Source organism: Caldalkalibacillus thermarum, assembly GCF_014644735.1.
In the GTDB taxonomy this organism is placed as follows: Bacteria; Bacillota; Bacilli; order Caldalkalibacillales; family Caldalkalibacillaceae; genus Caldalkalibacillus; species Caldalkalibacillus thermarum.
Genome location: NZ_BMKZ01000023.1, coordinates 1 through 13691, shown reverse-complemented (window position 1 = coordinate 13691; position 13691 = coordinate 1). Strand labels below are relative to the sequence as shown.

Annotated in this window: 11 protein-coding genes and 1 riboswitch; of the genes, 3 read left to right on the top strand and 8 right to left on the bottom strand. The window is 50.2% G+C overall.

What is annotated here, in order from left to right; genetic code table 11:
- Positions 1-23: 23 nt before the first annotated feature.
- The 5 genes from IEW48_RS10135 to IEW48_RS10115 all read right to left on the bottom strand — a co-directional run bounded on the left by IEW48_RS10135 (position 24) and on the right by IEW48_RS10115 (position 4107).
- Positions 24-539 carry an acyltransferase gene (locus IEW48_RS10135; protein WP_188623655.1) on the bottom strand — a complete coding sequence of 172 codons (516 nt, stop codon included), beginning with the start codon at positions 537-539 and terminating at the stop codon, positions 24-26.
- 44 nt (positions 540-583) lie between these two features.
- Positions 584-1555: a nucleoside recognition domain-containing protein gene (locus IEW48_RS10130; protein WP_188623654.1), complete on the bottom strand. Its 972-nt coding sequence runs from the start codon at positions 1553-1555 to the stop codon at positions 584-586.
- 63 nt (positions 1556-1618) lie between these two features.
- Complete coding sequence (lgt, locus tag IEW48_RS10125; RefSeq protein ID WP_188623653.1) at positions 1619-2542, bottom strand: prolipoprotein diacylglyceryl transferase; 924 nt, start codon at positions 2540-2542, stop codon at positions 1619-1621.
- A 29-nt stretch (positions 2543-2571) separates the two neighbouring features.
- Entirely contained in the window at positions 2572-3513 is a 942-nt protein-coding gene (hprK, locus tag IEW48_RS10120; protein ID WP_188623652.1) for an HPr(Ser) kinase/phosphatase, read from the bottom strand.
- A gap of 237 nt (positions 3514-3750) precedes the next feature.
- Complete coding sequence (locus IEW48_RS10115) at positions 3751-4107, bottom strand: phage holin family protein (RefSeq protein WP_229704012.1); 357 nt, start codon at positions 4105-4107, stop codon at positions 3751-3753.
- Positions 4108-4292: 185 nt separating this feature from the next.
- Here IEW48_RS10115 and motA point away from each other — a divergent pair, with 185 nt between their 5' ends.
- The 3 genes from motA to IEW48_RS10100 all read left to right on the top strand — a co-directional run bounded on the left by motA (position 4293) and on the right by IEW48_RS10100 (position 6180).
- On the top strand, positions 4293-5093 hold the full coding sequence (motA, locus tag IEW48_RS10110; RefSeq protein ID WP_188623651.1) for a flagellar motor stator protein MotA: 801 nt from the start codon (positions 4293-4295) through the stop codon (positions 5091-5093).
- Positions 5086-5844 carry a flagellar motor protein MotB gene (motB, locus tag IEW48_RS10105; RefSeq protein ID WP_188623650.1) on the top strand — a complete coding sequence of 253 codons (759 nt, stop codon included), beginning with the start codon at positions 5086-5088 and terminating at the stop codon, positions 5842-5844. Before motA ends, motB begins: the two co-directional genes overlap by 8 nt.
- 120 nt (positions 5845-5964) lie before the next feature.
- Positions 5965-6180 (top strand): hypothetical protein, encoded by a 216-nt coding sequence (locus tag IEW48_RS10100; RefSeq protein WP_188623649.1) that lies wholly within the window; start codon positions 5965-5967, stop codon positions 6178-6180.
- 24 nt (positions 6181-6204) lie between these two features.
- Here the strand turns inward: IEW48_RS10100 and thiC are convergent, their stop codons facing one another.
- The 3 genes from thiC to uvrB form a co-directional block, all read right to left on the bottom strand.
- Positions 6205-7977: a phosphomethylpyrimidine synthase ThiC gene (gene thiC / locus IEW48_RS10095; RefSeq protein ID WP_188623648.1), complete on the bottom strand. Its 1773-nt coding sequence runs from the start codon at positions 7975-7977 to the stop codon at positions 6205-6207.
- 191 nt (positions 7978-8168) lie between these two features.
- A riboswitch (TPP riboswitch) is annotated at positions 8169-8282 on the bottom strand.
- Positions 8283-8405: 123 nt separating this feature from the next.
- A complete protein-coding gene (gene uvrA / locus IEW48_RS10090) occupies positions 8406-11267 on the bottom strand; it encodes an excinuclease ABC subunit UvrA (RefSeq protein ID WP_188623647.1) in 2862 nt (953 codons plus the stop codon).
- Positions 11268-11272: 5 nt separating this feature from the next.
- A complete protein-coding gene (gene uvrB / locus IEW48_RS10085; protein WP_007504554.1) occupies positions 11273-13258 on the bottom strand; it encodes an excinuclease ABC subunit UvrB in 1986 nt (661 codons plus the stop codon).
- Between the last annotated feature and the right edge of the window lie 433 nt (positions 13259-13691).

Below are 13691 nucleotides of genomic sequence, written 5' to 3'. Positions count from 1 at the left end.
CAACAGCGGGGCGGACCGAACATTTAACCCTGCTGGCCAGAGTCAGCCTGCCTCTGTTGCGCAGGCTCTGTGATCTGTAAAGGATTGCCCCTGGCAAACGCACCCGGCGGGACGTCTTTATGTACCACGCTTCCTGCTGCCACCACCGCCCCGTCTCCGATCGTGACACCGGGCAGAATGGTGGTGTTGGCTCCAATCATCACATTGGAACCGATGCGCACCTCGCCCAAACGATACTCGTTGATTAAATATTCATGGGTCAGGATCGTGGTGTTGTAGCCAATAATGGTATTGTTGCCCACCCTGATTTTTTCCGGAAACATGACATCCACCATCACCATTAAAGCAAAGGCTGTCTGTTTTCCCACCTTCATGTTTAAAAAAGTGCGGTACAACCAGTTTTTGACCGGAATCAACGGACAGTAGCGGGCCAGCTGAATAATGATAAAGTTTTTGACCACTTTCCAGAAAGAGACCGTTTTATACAGTTGCCACAACGAATTGGGCCCCTTAACCGGGTAGCGTTCTGTTTGACGCATAATGTGTCCCTCCGAAGGTTCCATCCAGATCAAAAAGAATCGTTTTATACGTCATGTTGCACCTCGTTTTCAGTACGGTATGCCAGTTGTTTATTCCGCTCCAGGCGGTTCCAGATGAAAGCAATGAGCATGGTCAGCAGGATAGCAATCACCAGCCGGGCCACCAACAGCGGCCAGACGGGAATCCCCAGGGGAACAAAGATCAGGGTGTCCTCAATCACGGCGTGACAGGCAACTAAAAAGATAAACAAGAGATACATATCCTTTTTAGAAATATTTTCTTCCTTAAATTGCTGAATAATCACGCCGGCACCAAAAGCCAGACCAAAAACTAAACCGGCGCCCAATGTGACGGATGTGTTGGGGGACAACCCTAACAACTTGGTTAACGGGCGCATCCACACATTGAACCGCTCTAGCACATTGACCGCTTTCAGCCACTCGATCATGATCATCAGCGGAATCACCACTGCCGCCAGTTGCAGCACGCCGATGCCGGCTGTCTGCAAACCCGCCCAGACCACCGCCCCCCAGCCGGTTAATTCAGCTTCTGCTTGGGCAGGTATAAAGCCATACCGCGCGGGCTGGTCCCCTCCCTGCCAGATCAGGTGAATCAGAAAGGCGGAGACAAAAGCCAGGCCCAGGCGGACCGCAACAGCCACTGTCATGCTGACGCCCACTTTCTTGGCCACCGCTGATTCAATGAGCAAATTGTGGGAAAACGACATCATCACAGCCAAAATGAACACTTCTTTGACCGTTAAATCAAGGGTTAAAATGGCCCCAATCCCGGCATACAAATTGAGCAAATTGGCCAGAACAAAGGGAATGGACGCTTCGCCGGGCAAACCGATCCAGCTCATCACCGGCGTGCACCAGCGGACCACCCAGTCGATCACCGGGGTATAGGATAAAACCGTCACGATCAGCGTGACGGGAAAAATCACTTTGCCCAAAATCCATGTTGTCTCTAAACCCACTCGCAAACCTTGCTTCAGGGTGTGTAGCCTGTTCATCCCATCACCTGCGTTCTAGATTCACTTTCACTTCTCTTCGCCAACCTGCTCCGTTTAGGTTGTTTATCTTTTTTTTCTTTTCCCTTTGCGCTTGGAACCCTTCTTTTCCTGCACCGTTTGCGCTGCCACCGGTGTCCAATATGAATTTTTAGCCCAGCCCAGCTGCCGGCGCAAAATCATCACCGCCACAGCCACAATAATCAAGGTGATGCTCATCACCTGGGCCGCCCGCAAAAATTCAGTGAGCATTAAACTGTCCGTCCGCAGCCCTTCAATAAAGAACCGGCCTGTTGAGTACCAGATCAAATAGCTGAGAAACAGTTCGCCCTGGCGGATATTCAGGCGGCGAATGCCGATCAGCACCACAAAGCCGAGCAAATTCCAGAGAGACTCATATAAAAACGTGGGATGATGGTAATAAAAACCGGGGTCCAGCCCTCCGCCGGGCGCAGGGTTGTAGATGTACATTTGATTGATAATAAACTCGGGTAAATATAAACTTTCCAGGAACTCACGGGAAACGACCCCGCCGTGGGCTTCCTGGTTCATAAAGTTCCCCCAGCGGCCGATCGCTTGCCCCAAAATAAAGCTGGGAGCCACAATATCCATCAATTTCCAAAAAGAGATGTTGCGCTTGCGGGAAAACCAGATAGCGACCAGCACGGCGCCGATCAGGGCGCCATGGATGGCCAGCCCGCCCTTCCAAATGGCAATAATATCAGCCGGGTTTTCCCGGTAGTAATCCCATTGGAAAATAACATAGTAAGTTCTGGCCCCAATCACGGCCACAGGAAGACCATAAACCATTAAATCCAGGAATGTATCAGGAACAATGCCGTGCCGCTTGCCCTCTTTGATGGCCCACAGCAGGCCCAATAAGGCTCCGAAGCCAATGATCACGCCATACCAGTGCACCGAGAGCGGCCCCAACTGAAAGGCGACAGGGTCCAACGGCTGAATCGCTTCTGCTGCAAAATGCTCACTCACGTTTAATCCAACTCCTTTACTTGCACTCCCTACAGATCATCATGTTTGTCGTCATGCTCTTCAATGGCGGCCGTCAAACGGTGGGCAAAATGTTCAGCGGCGTTAAAGCCCATACGTTTCAAGCGGAAGTTCATGGCCGCCACCTCCACAATGACAGCCAGGTTTCGCCCCGGACGCACCGGGATAGTAATCTGGGGAACATATGTGTCAATAATTTTGATTTTCTGCTCATCCAGCCCCAAACGGTCATAGGGTTTGGTGTTATCCCAGTTTTCCAAGTGGCAGACCATGGAGATTTTTTTATAATTACGCACAGCCCCCGCCCCAAATAACGTCATGACATTAATAATGCCCACACCTCGGATTTCCAGAAGATGGCGGATGAGTTTGGGTGCCGTACCAACCAGCTCATTTTCCTCCGGCTGGCGGATTTCCACCACATCATCAGCCACCAGGCGGTGTCCCCGTTTCACAAGTTCCAGAGCTGTTTCACTTTTACCGATGCCGCTTTGACCGGTAATCAGCACCCCTACGCCGTAAACATCAACCAAAACCCCATGCATGGCCGTTTGGGGTGCAAGCTCAGTCTCCAGAAAATGGGTTAATTTGCTCATCAGCTGTGTGGTGGTCATCTGACTGCGCAATACGGGCATCTTTTTTTCCTTTGAAGCTTTTAACAGTTCCGGAGGGGCATCCATCCCCCTGGAGATGCACACGCAAGGCGTCTTTTCATGACAAAGTTTCAGCATGCGCACTTCTTTTTCCTGGGGATGCAACCGTTCAAAGAATGATAATTCCGTTCTGCCCAAAATTTGAATCCGGTCAGCTGGATAATAGGTAAAGTACCCTGCCATCTCCAGTCCGGGCCGGGACAAGTCACTGGTTGTAATCAACCGGTCCAGGTATTCCTTGCCCGAAAGAACTTCCAACTGGAACTTATCCACAATTTTTTTGACTTTTAACTGGCCCATCTTCTAAACCCCTTTGCTTGCAACCTGTAACCGTACACTTTTTTATTTTACCATAATCTGTTCACAAGAGAGAAAGCAGAAAGAAGATGCCAATGACCGGTCACATATGTGTTGGGAAAAGCTGATGGATATAGAGCATGGGCCATCCATCTAAACTAAAAGATAAATAAAAGAGCGTGTCCCCCACGGGTCACACGCTTTCTTCCAGCCGATGTCTGCCACGGCTCTTGCCCCGCCTTACTTCCAACGCTTAAGAATTAAGGTATGAATCAAGTAATTTAAGATGCTGATCAAGATTCCGATGAAAAAGGCGGCCCAAAATCCGCTGATAGTAAATCCATCCACCAGATACGCGGTCAAGAGCAGGGTTAAAGCATTGATCACCAACAAAAACAAACCGAGACTTAAGATCGTGATCGGCAGAGTCAAAAAAACAAGAACAGGCCGGATCACGGCATTGATAATAGAGAGAATGAGAGCGGCTAACAACGCCACTTTCATATCACGGATAAAAAAATAGTCACTAAAGTAGCCTGAAATCACCATGAGCACGACCCATGTGCTCAGCACACTCATTATCCAGCGCGTCAACATCACTTATACACCTGCATTTCACTGATATTTCATTCATTAGCTATCATTGTAACATGTTAACGGTTCAAGCGGAATGACAAAAAGGCCATCATGCCAGGAAAGTTAAAGTAACATTAAACTCTCTACTCTGGTTTGCCGATATAATGATTAGGAACAATTTTTAAAGACAAAGGGATGACGAGGCAATGGATAAAACATCATTTCTAGGCATTATCATTGGTATTGCTGCAGTCCTATTAGGGATGATGGCCAAAGGAACGAACCTTGGGGTTCTAATCAACTCGGCTGCTATTATTATTATTTTCGTAGGCACGGTTGCTTCAATTACCATCGCTTTCCCTTCCAGCGAATTGAAGCGGATCCCTGCCCTGTTTCGCATTATTTTTAGCCAGCAGAAACTGCCCACTGTTCAGGAGCTGATTCCCCAGTTTAAGGATTGGGCCAATATTGCCCGGCGCGAAGGCCTGCTGGCCCTCGAAGACCATGTGGAAACAGTAGAGGATCCCTTCCTAAAATACGGCATGAAAATGGTGATCGACGGTCAATCACCCGAATTTATCCGCCAAATGATGGAAGAAGATTTGGAGGCCATGGCGGAGCGCCATGCGGCAGGTGCCCAAATTTTTTCCCAAGCCGGCACTTATGCCCCAACACTTGGGGTCCTTGGTGCGGTTATAGGCTTAATTGCCGCCCTGGGTGATTTAAATGATATTGAACGTTTAGGGCCTGCCATAGCAGCTGCCTTCGTGGCCACACTACTAGGTATTTTTACCGGTTATGTGCTCTGGCATCCCATGGCTAACAAGCTGAAGCGTAAGTCCCAACAGGAGCTGCAAATTAAACAGGTCATGATTGAAGGCATTTTGGCTATTCAAGAGGGAGTTTCGCCCCGTGTGATCGAAGACAAACTGCTGGCCTATGTTCCAACTAAACAGCGCCTGGTGAATGACACCGCCGTGCAAGAAGGGGAAGAGCTGGATGCGTAGATATAAAAAGCGCACTGATGAGGAGCATATAAACGAAACATGGTTAATCCCCTATGCGGATATGCTGACCTTGCTGTTAGCCCTGTTTATTATCCTCTATGCTTCCAGCACGCTGGATGCACAAAAACTGGAGCGCATTATTCAAACCTTTACCACAGCGTTTCAAGGGGGACAACCCGTGCTGCAATCTCCAGCCGTAACACCTGATGAAACAACGGAAGGAACAAACGATGAACAAGATGAAGAGGAAAGCCCTCAAGAAGAGCCAGGATCAGGCTTTAGAGAGAGGGAAATGGAGGAGTTGCGCCGTCTTCAGGAACGGATCAACACCTATATCAAGCAGCGTAACCTGCAACTGAGTCTTAAAACGGAGCTGACCGAAGCAGGGCTGATCATCACGATCCTGGACCATGCCCTTTTTGATTCGGGCAGCGCCGTCGTCAAACCGGATGCGGTCAAGCTGGCCCGGGAAATTTCTAATTTGCTGGTCTCAGATCCTCCCCGGCATATCGAGGTTTCCGGACACACCGATAATGTGCCCATTCACAACAGCCACTTCCGCTCCAACTGGGACCTCAGTGCCATGCGGGCCATTAATTTTCTAAAGATTATCCTGGAAAATGAGAACTTATCCCCTGAATACTTCAGTGTGCGCGGGTACGGCGAGTACAAACCAGTGGCCACGAACGACACAGCGGAAGGGCGCCAGCAAAACAGGCGGGTGGAAGTGCTGATTTTACCTAACTACTAGGCCTGCTGAGATAAAATGTTCATTTAGTTTTTCTTGGATAATTTGTCCCCACTCGTCATAGATATGGAACAAGCACTGATGACTTACCCAAATTCAACGATGGCGAAAGAGGGACTTTTTATGGAGTTGTTTGCATGGCTGCCCTCCCTTATTTTGTTCGGGGGATGCATCTACGTCATTTATCTGTTGTTGATGAAGGTGGTGCTTGTCCGCCGAATGGATTGCCAGGTTTGCTTATATTCTTTTAACTCTCCCTTGGGCAAGGTGAAGGTGGTTTGCCCTCATTGCGGTGCCCAATATATTATCCGCAAAGACAAAACTGTAAAGGGGCCTTAAGCGGCCCCTTCATTTGCCACACGGTTATTTGTAAAGCTGGCTGCCCTCCTTCTTAAATTCCTCCGCTTTTTCTTTTAAGCCTTTTTGAACGGCTGCTTCTATCTCCAAACCTTTTGTTTGGGCATATTCTCGGAGTTCGTGAGTGATTTTCATACTGCAAAACTTGGGGCCGCACATGGAACAGAAATGGGCGGTCTTGGCCCCTTCGGCGGGAAGGGTTTCATCATGATAGGCCCTGGCCCGTTCCGGATCAAGAGACAAGTTAAACTGGTCATTCCACCGAAATTCAAAACGTGCCTTCGACAGTGCATCATCCCTTTTGCGGGCATTGGGATGGCCTTTGGCCAAGTCAGCGGCATGAGCTGCAATTTTATAAGCGATGACCCCTTCACGCACATCATGCTTATTAGGCAAACCAAGGTGCTCTTTAGGGGTGACATAACACAGCATTGACGTTCCATGCCAGCCGATGACGGCTGCACCGATCGCAGAGGTAATATGATCGTAACCGGGAGCAATGTCGGTGGTCAGCGGACCTAAAGTATAGAATGGTGCTTCATGGCAGATCTCCATCTGTTTGTCCACATTTTCTTTCAGCAAATGCAGGGGCACATGGCCCGGACCTTCCACCATCACCTGGACATCATATTCCCAGGCTATTTTGGTTAACTCACCCAACGTTTCCAATTCGGCAAACTGGGCTTCATCGTTGGCATCCGCAATAGATCCGGGACGCAGTCCATCACCTAAAGAAACGGCGATATCATACTGATTCAGGATCTGACAGATCTCTTCAAAATGGGTATACAAAAAGTTTTCTTCGTGATGGGCCAGACACCACGCAGCCATAATGGAACCGCCCCGGGAAACGATGCCGGTCACTCTGCCCGCTGTTAATGGAATATATCTTAACAATACACCGGCATGGATCGTAAAATAATCTACCCCCTGTTCAGCCTGTTCAATCAGCGTATCCCGGTATATCTCCCATGTCAGATCTTCTGGCTTGCCGTTTACTTTTTCCAACGCTTGATAGATGGGTACTGTACCCACAGGAACAGGTGAATTGCGGATAATCCACTCCCGGGTCGTATGTATGTCTTTCCCGGTAGATAAATCCATAATCGTGTCTGCTCCCCAACGGATCGCCCAGGTCATTTTTTCCACTTCTTCAGCGACAGAGGAGGTGACGGACGAGTTGCCAATATTGGCGTTTACTTTAACATGAAAATGGCGGCCAATGATCATGGGTTCACTCTCAGGATGATTAATATTGACTGGAATAATCGCCCGGCCACGGGCAACTTCATCCCGGACAAATTCTGGAGAAACCCCTTCACGCAAGGCCACAAACTCCATTTCTGGCGTTATGATTCCCTGCCGGGCATAATAGCGTTGTGTAACCACTTTCCCTTTCTTGGCCCTGAGCGGTTTTCTGGCCGAACTTTGCGGAAGGTCACTGAACGGCCTGCCTTCACTCGAACGATATCCATTATCTTCAGGCTTTACTTTCCGGCCTTCGTATTCTTCCACGTCCCCTCTCTCCAAAATCCATTTTCTCCGCAGTGGAGGAAGCCCTTTCCTGAAATCGACTTGCTGTTCTGGATCCGTATAAGGCCCGCTTGTATCATACACTCTGAGAGGAGGATTTTTTTCTTCTCCCTCCGGCTTCAGTGTCGGTGATTGTTCAATTTCGCGCATAGGTACTTTAATATCTGGTCTGGAGCCTTGCACATACACTTTACGACTGCCCGGAGATGATGGAATCGAAACTTGTGGTTGAACATCATTCCCCATAAATAAAACCTCCTTAATTTAATGTGGTAAAGGAGGACATGATCCGGGTCAGTGAAGCTGAGCTACAGCACATAAGTTAATGGCAGCCATCGTTTAAAGCGCTTTGCAGCAAACTTAAAAGCCAGATCCTGGATATGGACCTGGCTTTCATGCGGCCGGATTGGCACAGGCAGCCAACACTGCCAACGTACTGTACCCGTTGTTTACTTCCCCACGCTGGTATTACCCAGATCAGGTCCAAAGGGTTAAGGAACTTCATCGCGTTCCTTTCTCAGCCTGGCTCACAGGCACCCCCAGTAATACTATTAGATTTTACACAAGTTAATATATCATAAAAAGTGTGGCAATTCAACCTGTTAAATATCCGTGTGATACCTAATCAGGCATCACACGGATAAACGGTGACAGCGGTTTATGGAACTTTATAGTCATACCTTGACGGTTTCTTGCTGTTTCATGCGCCGACGGTCCCGTTCCAAAATGGGCCCCAGATACTGGCCGGTATAAGAACGCTTGACCTGGCAGATTTCTTCCGGGGTGCCTGTGGCGACAATCTCACCGCCTCCGTCCCCTCCCTCAGGTCCAAGGTCAATTATATAATCGGCCACTTTGATCACATCCAGATGGTGCTCGATGACCAGCACCGTGTCCCCATTGTCCACCAGCCGCTTCAGCACTTCCAACAGGCGGCGGATGTCCTCGATGTGCAAACCTGTGGTCGGCTCATCCAGAATGTACAGGGTGCGCCCGGTGCTGCGGCGGTGCAGTTCGGAAGCCAGCTTCACCCGCTGGGCTTCCCCTCCGGACAACGTGGTGGCCGGCTGGCCCAGGCGCATATAGCCCAAGCCGACATCTTGCAAGGTTTGCAGCTTGCGCTTGATGCGGGGGATGTTCTGGAAAAAGTCAAGGGCTTCTTCCACGGTCATGTTCAGCACATCGGCAATCGTTTTCCCCTTATAGGTGACCTCCAGGGTTTCCCGGTTATAGCGTTTGCCCTTGCACACTTCACAAGGCACATACACATCGGGTAAAAAGTGCATCTCAATCTTAATGATCCCGTCTCCCCGGCATGCTTCACAGCGCCCACCTTTGACATTGAAGCTGAAACGGCCCTTTTTGTAGCCTCTCATCTTTGCTTCCGTGGTCTGGGCAAATACTTCCCGGATATCATCAAACACGCCTGTGTAGGTGGCCGGATTGGACCGGGGGGTCCGCCCAATGGGTGACTGGTCAATATTGACCACTTTATCCAGATGTTCCGTGCCTTTGATCTCCTCATGTTCTCCGGGTTTGACTTTGGAGCGGTAGTATTGCCGCATGAGCGCCTTGAGCAAAATTTCATTCACCAGTGTGCTTTTGCCTGATCCAGAAACCCCGGTGACACACGTGAACACGCCCAAGGGGATTTTGACGTTTACATTTTTCAGGTTGTTTTCCCGGGCCCCGATAATCTCCAGCCATTTGCCATTGGGCTGGCGCCGCTGGGCTGGGAGGGGAATAAATTTTTTCCCGCTGAGATATTGTCCGGTAAGGGAGTTGGGATTATTCATCACCTCTTCCGGCGTGCCCTGGGCCACCACCCGTCCCCCATGGGCACCAGCACCCGGACCAATATCGATTAAATGATCGGCCGCCAGCATAGTATCCTCATCGTGCTCCACGACCAGCAAAGTATTGCCCAAATCACGCATCTGTTCCAAGGTGCGGATCAAGCGGTCATTGTCCCGCTGGTGCAAACCGATGGAAGGTTCATCCAGCACATAGAGGACCCCCGTCAGCTTCGATCCAATCTGGGTGGCCAGGCGGATACGCTGAGCCTCTCCTCCGCTTAAGGTGCCGGCCGAGCGGTTCAGGGTTAAATAATCAAGGCCCACATCAATCAGGAATCCCAGCCGCTCCTCAATCTCGCGCAAAATGAGCTGGGCAATCTTTTGTTCTTTCTCCGTCAAGGTCAAAGATGCAAAAAACTGCTTGGCTTCTGCCACGGAGAGGCGTGTCACATAATCAATGTTTTTGCCATTGATGGTGACGGCCAACGCCTCGGGCCGCAGGCGGGCTCCCTGGCACTTGGGACAAGCCTTGTGGCTCATGTAGGCTTCAAGCTGTTCGCGGACATAGTCTGACCCTGTCTCCTTGTAACGGCGCTCCACATGAGGAATGACACCTTCAAAGGGGACATGTTGTTCCCGGATCTGGCCCAATTCATTCTCATAGCGGAAGTAGAAACGTTCTCCTTTGCTGCCGTACAGCAGCAAGTCTTGTTGACCTTGGGGCAGCTCCCCAAAGGGGGTATCACGGTCAATGCCAAAATGGTCACAGACGCAGGCTAACAGCTGTTCGTAATAGGGGGAACTTGAGCCTTCCCAAGGGGCAAGCGCCCCTTCGTTAATGGACAGGTTGGGATCAGGAATGACCAGGTCCGGATCTACTTCCAGGCGGCTGCCCAGGCCGTCACAGTAGGGGCAAGCCCCATAAGGACTGTTAAATGAAAACAGCCGCGGCGCCAATTCCTCGATGCTGAAGCCGCATTCGGGACAAGCCAGGTTAGAGCTGAACAGCAACTCTTCCTGACCGATCACATCAACCAGCACCTTGCCATCGGCAATGTCCAGCGCCGTTTCAATGGAGTCGGCCAAACGGGAGGTGATGCCATCCTTGAGGATAATGCGGTCCACGACAACTTCAATGGTATGCTTTTTGTTTTTCTCCAGTTTGATCTCTTCGGCCAGATCACGCACCTCGCCGTCAATTCTGACCCGCACAAAGCCTTGCTTGGCAATCTGTTCCAGCAACTTGGCATGTTCACCCTTGCGCCCGCGAACCACCGGAGCCAATATTTGCAGCTTGGTCCGCTCGGGATACTCCAGGATGCGGTCCACCATCTGCTCCACCGTCTGGGAAGTAATTTCAATCCCGTGGGTGGGACAGTGGGGGCGCCCGATGCGGGCAAACAGCAGGCGGAGATAATCATAAATTTCTGTCACTGTTCCTACTGTGGAACGGGGGTTCTTGCTGGTCGTTTTCTGATCAATGGAAATGGCCGGGGACAAACCTTCAATGGCATCCACATCCGGCTTATCCATTTGTCCCAAAAATTGGCGGGCATAGGCGGAGAGGGATTCCACATAACGCCGCTGCCCCTCCGCATAAATCGTATCAAAGGCCAAGGACGATTTGCCCGATCCGGACAATCCGGTCAACACCACAAACTGGTTGCGGGGAATCGTCACATCAATATTTTTCAAGTTGTGCACCCGGGCTCCTTTGACAGAGATGAATCGGTTGCTCATGCTCATCATCCTTCCAGTTCCGCTTTCAATTCCAAGATGAGATCGCGCAACTCCGCTGCCCGTTCAAAATTTAACTCCTTGGCAGCTGCTTTCATTTCTTTTTCCAGCTTCTTGATCAAATCTTCCTTCTCTTTGCGCGACAGTTTGTCTACATCGGGTGTGGCACGGTACGCTTCTTTATCTTCGATCACCTTGGTGGCTTCGATCACATCGTAGACCGGTTTGACAATGGTTTTGGGGGTGATGCCGTGCTTTTCATTATAAGCTTGCTGGATTTGGCGGCGCCGCTTGGTCTCTTCTATCGCCGCCCGCATCGACTCGGTCACGTGATCAGCATACATAATGACATGACCATTGGCATTGCGGGCAGCACGGCCAATGGTCTGGATCAGGGAACGTTCCGAACGGAGGAAGCCTTCTTTATCGGCATCCAAAATGGCCACGAGAGACACTTCCGGGATATCCAGCCCCTCTCTCAACAAGTTAATGCCGACCAGGACATCAAACACTCCCAAACGCAGTTCCCGGATAATGTGCATGCGCTCCAAGGTCTTTATCTCCGAGTGCAGATAACGCACCTTGATGCCGATCTCTTTCAGGTAGTCGGTTAAGTCTTCCGCCATTTTCTTGGTCAAGGTAGTGACCAGCACCCGCTCATTCTTTTTGACCCGCTCCTGAATCTCCCCGACCAGATCGTCAATCTGTCCCTTGATCGGACGCACATCAATGGTGGGATCAAGCAGGCCGGTGGGACGGATGATCTGTTCCACCACTTGGGGCGTATGCTCCAGTTCATAGGGACCAGGTGTCGCGGACACATACAGCACCTGGTTGATACGCTGTTCAAACTCCTCAAAGCGCAAGGGACGGTTGTCAGCAGCTGATGGCAAGCGGAAGCCGTGTTCAATCAGCACCTTTTTGCGGGCGTAGTCACCGTTGAACATCCCTCTGATCTGGGGAATGGTCACATGGGATTCATCAATGACGATCAGGAAATCATCGGGGAAATAATCGAGCAAGGTATAAGGCGGCGCCCCTGCCGGACGGCCGGTCAGGTGTCTGGAATAGTTTTCGATTCCAGAGCAAAAGCCCATTTCAGACAGCATTTCCAGATCGTAGCGGGTGCGCTGCTCCAAGCGCTGGGCTTCTAATAATTTTCCTTGCCCCCTCAATTCTTGCAAACGCTCTTCCAGCTCAGCCTCAATGCTTTTAATGGCCCGCTTCATCTTCTCCTCGCGGGTGACATAGTGGGAAGCAGGAAAAATCGCCACATGCTGCCGTTCGCCTACCAGTTCACCAGTTAAGACATCTATTTCCGTGATGCGCTCAATCTCGTCACCAAAAAATTCCACCCGGATCGCCTGTTCATCCCGTGAAGCCGGGAAAATTTCCAGCACATCCCCGCGCACCCGGAATGTACCGCGGTGAAAGTTGACATCGTTGCGCACATACTGGATATCCACCAGCTTGCGCAACACTTCGTCCCGGTCTTTTTCCATGCCTACCCGGAGGGAAAGCACCAAATCACGGTACTCTTCCGGCGAACCTAAACCGTAGATGCAGGACACACTGGAGACAATAATCACATCGCGCCGCTCCAACAGGGCACTGGTGGCCGAGTGGCGCAATTTGTCTATTTCATCGTTGATGCTGGCATCCTTTTCAATATACGTATCAGTATGAGGAATATAAGCCTCAGGCTGGTAGTAATCATAATAACTGACAAAGTATTCAACAGCATTATGGGGAAAAAACTCTTTCAATTCGCTGTGCAGCTGGGCAGCCAGGGTTTTATTGTGGGCGATGACCAGCGTGGGCTTGTTCACCTTGCTGATCACCTGGGCCACGGTAAATGTTTTCCCTGTTCCCGTTGCTCCCAGCAGCGTTTGATGTTTTTGGCCAGCCTGAATGCTTTCCACTAATTTGGCAATGGCTTGGGGTTGGTCACCCTGGGGTTCGTACTTTGATACCAATTGAAAACGGCCTTCCACTTGTCCCATCTCCTTATGTCAAGAGATCATTTTTTAGTTAGCCGTACCATATCTAATGATAAAATTATAGCATACTACACAACTGTGGTGACAACAAAAAGCGAATATATGTTCTTTGAGGGTGGATCAATGCACAGCACCACTTTGATCTTCGCTCACCGGGGAGCCAGGGGGGTTATCCGGGCCCGATAAAGCAAAAACGATTCGGCAAGCTTTAACCCGGCCTTGAATGGTGTAAGGCAGCAGCAAGGTGGGCCAGTAAACACACAAAAAACGAGTCGACATTTCCAAGGAAAATCTTTTTTTACTCAACTTTCGCAGACAGAAACACCGAGTAAACCCTTGATATAATTGGGCAGACTCGACAAAAACTGATCGAAAAGCTCTTGAAACTTCTCTTCCGTAAGAACTAGAACTTCCCGTACCGCAGATT

Bases quoted from the DNA above. Each gene is read 5' to 3' on its own strand.
- IEW48_RS10130 (WP_188623654.1), bottom strand. From the start codon at position 1,555: ATGAACAGGCTACACACCCTGAAGCAAGGTTTGCGAGTGGGTTTAGAG.
- motB (WP_188623650.1), top strand. From the start codon at position 5,086: ATGCGTAGATATAAAAAGCGCACTGATGAGGAGCATATAAACGAAACA.
- uvrA (WP_188623647.1), bottom strand. From the start codon at position 11,267: ATGAGCAACCGATTCATCTCTGTCAAAGGAGCCCGGGTGCACAACTTG.
- IEW48_RS10100 (WP_188623649.1), top strand. From the start codon at position 5,965: ATGGAGTTGTTTGCATGGCTGCCCTCCCTTATTTTGTTCGGGGGATGC.
- IEW48_RS10135 (WP_188623655.1), bottom strand. From the start codon at position 539: ATGCGTCAAACAGAACGCTACCCGGTTAAGGGGCCCAATTCGTTGTGG.
- hprK (WP_188623652.1), bottom strand. From the start codon at position 3,513: ATGGGCCAGTTAAAAGTCAAAAAAATTGTGGATAAGTTCCAGTTGGAA.
- thiC (WP_188623648.1), bottom strand. From the start codon at position 7,977: ATGGGGAATGATGTTCAACCACAAGTTTCGATTCCATCATCTCCGGGC.
- IEW48_RS10115 (WP_229704012.1), bottom strand. From the start codon at position 4,107: ATGTTGACGCGCTGGATAATGAGTGTGCTGAGCACATGGGTCGTGCTC.
- motA (WP_188623651.1), top strand. From the start codon at position 4,293: ATGGATAAAACATCATTTCTAGGCATTATCATTGGTATTGCTGCAGTC.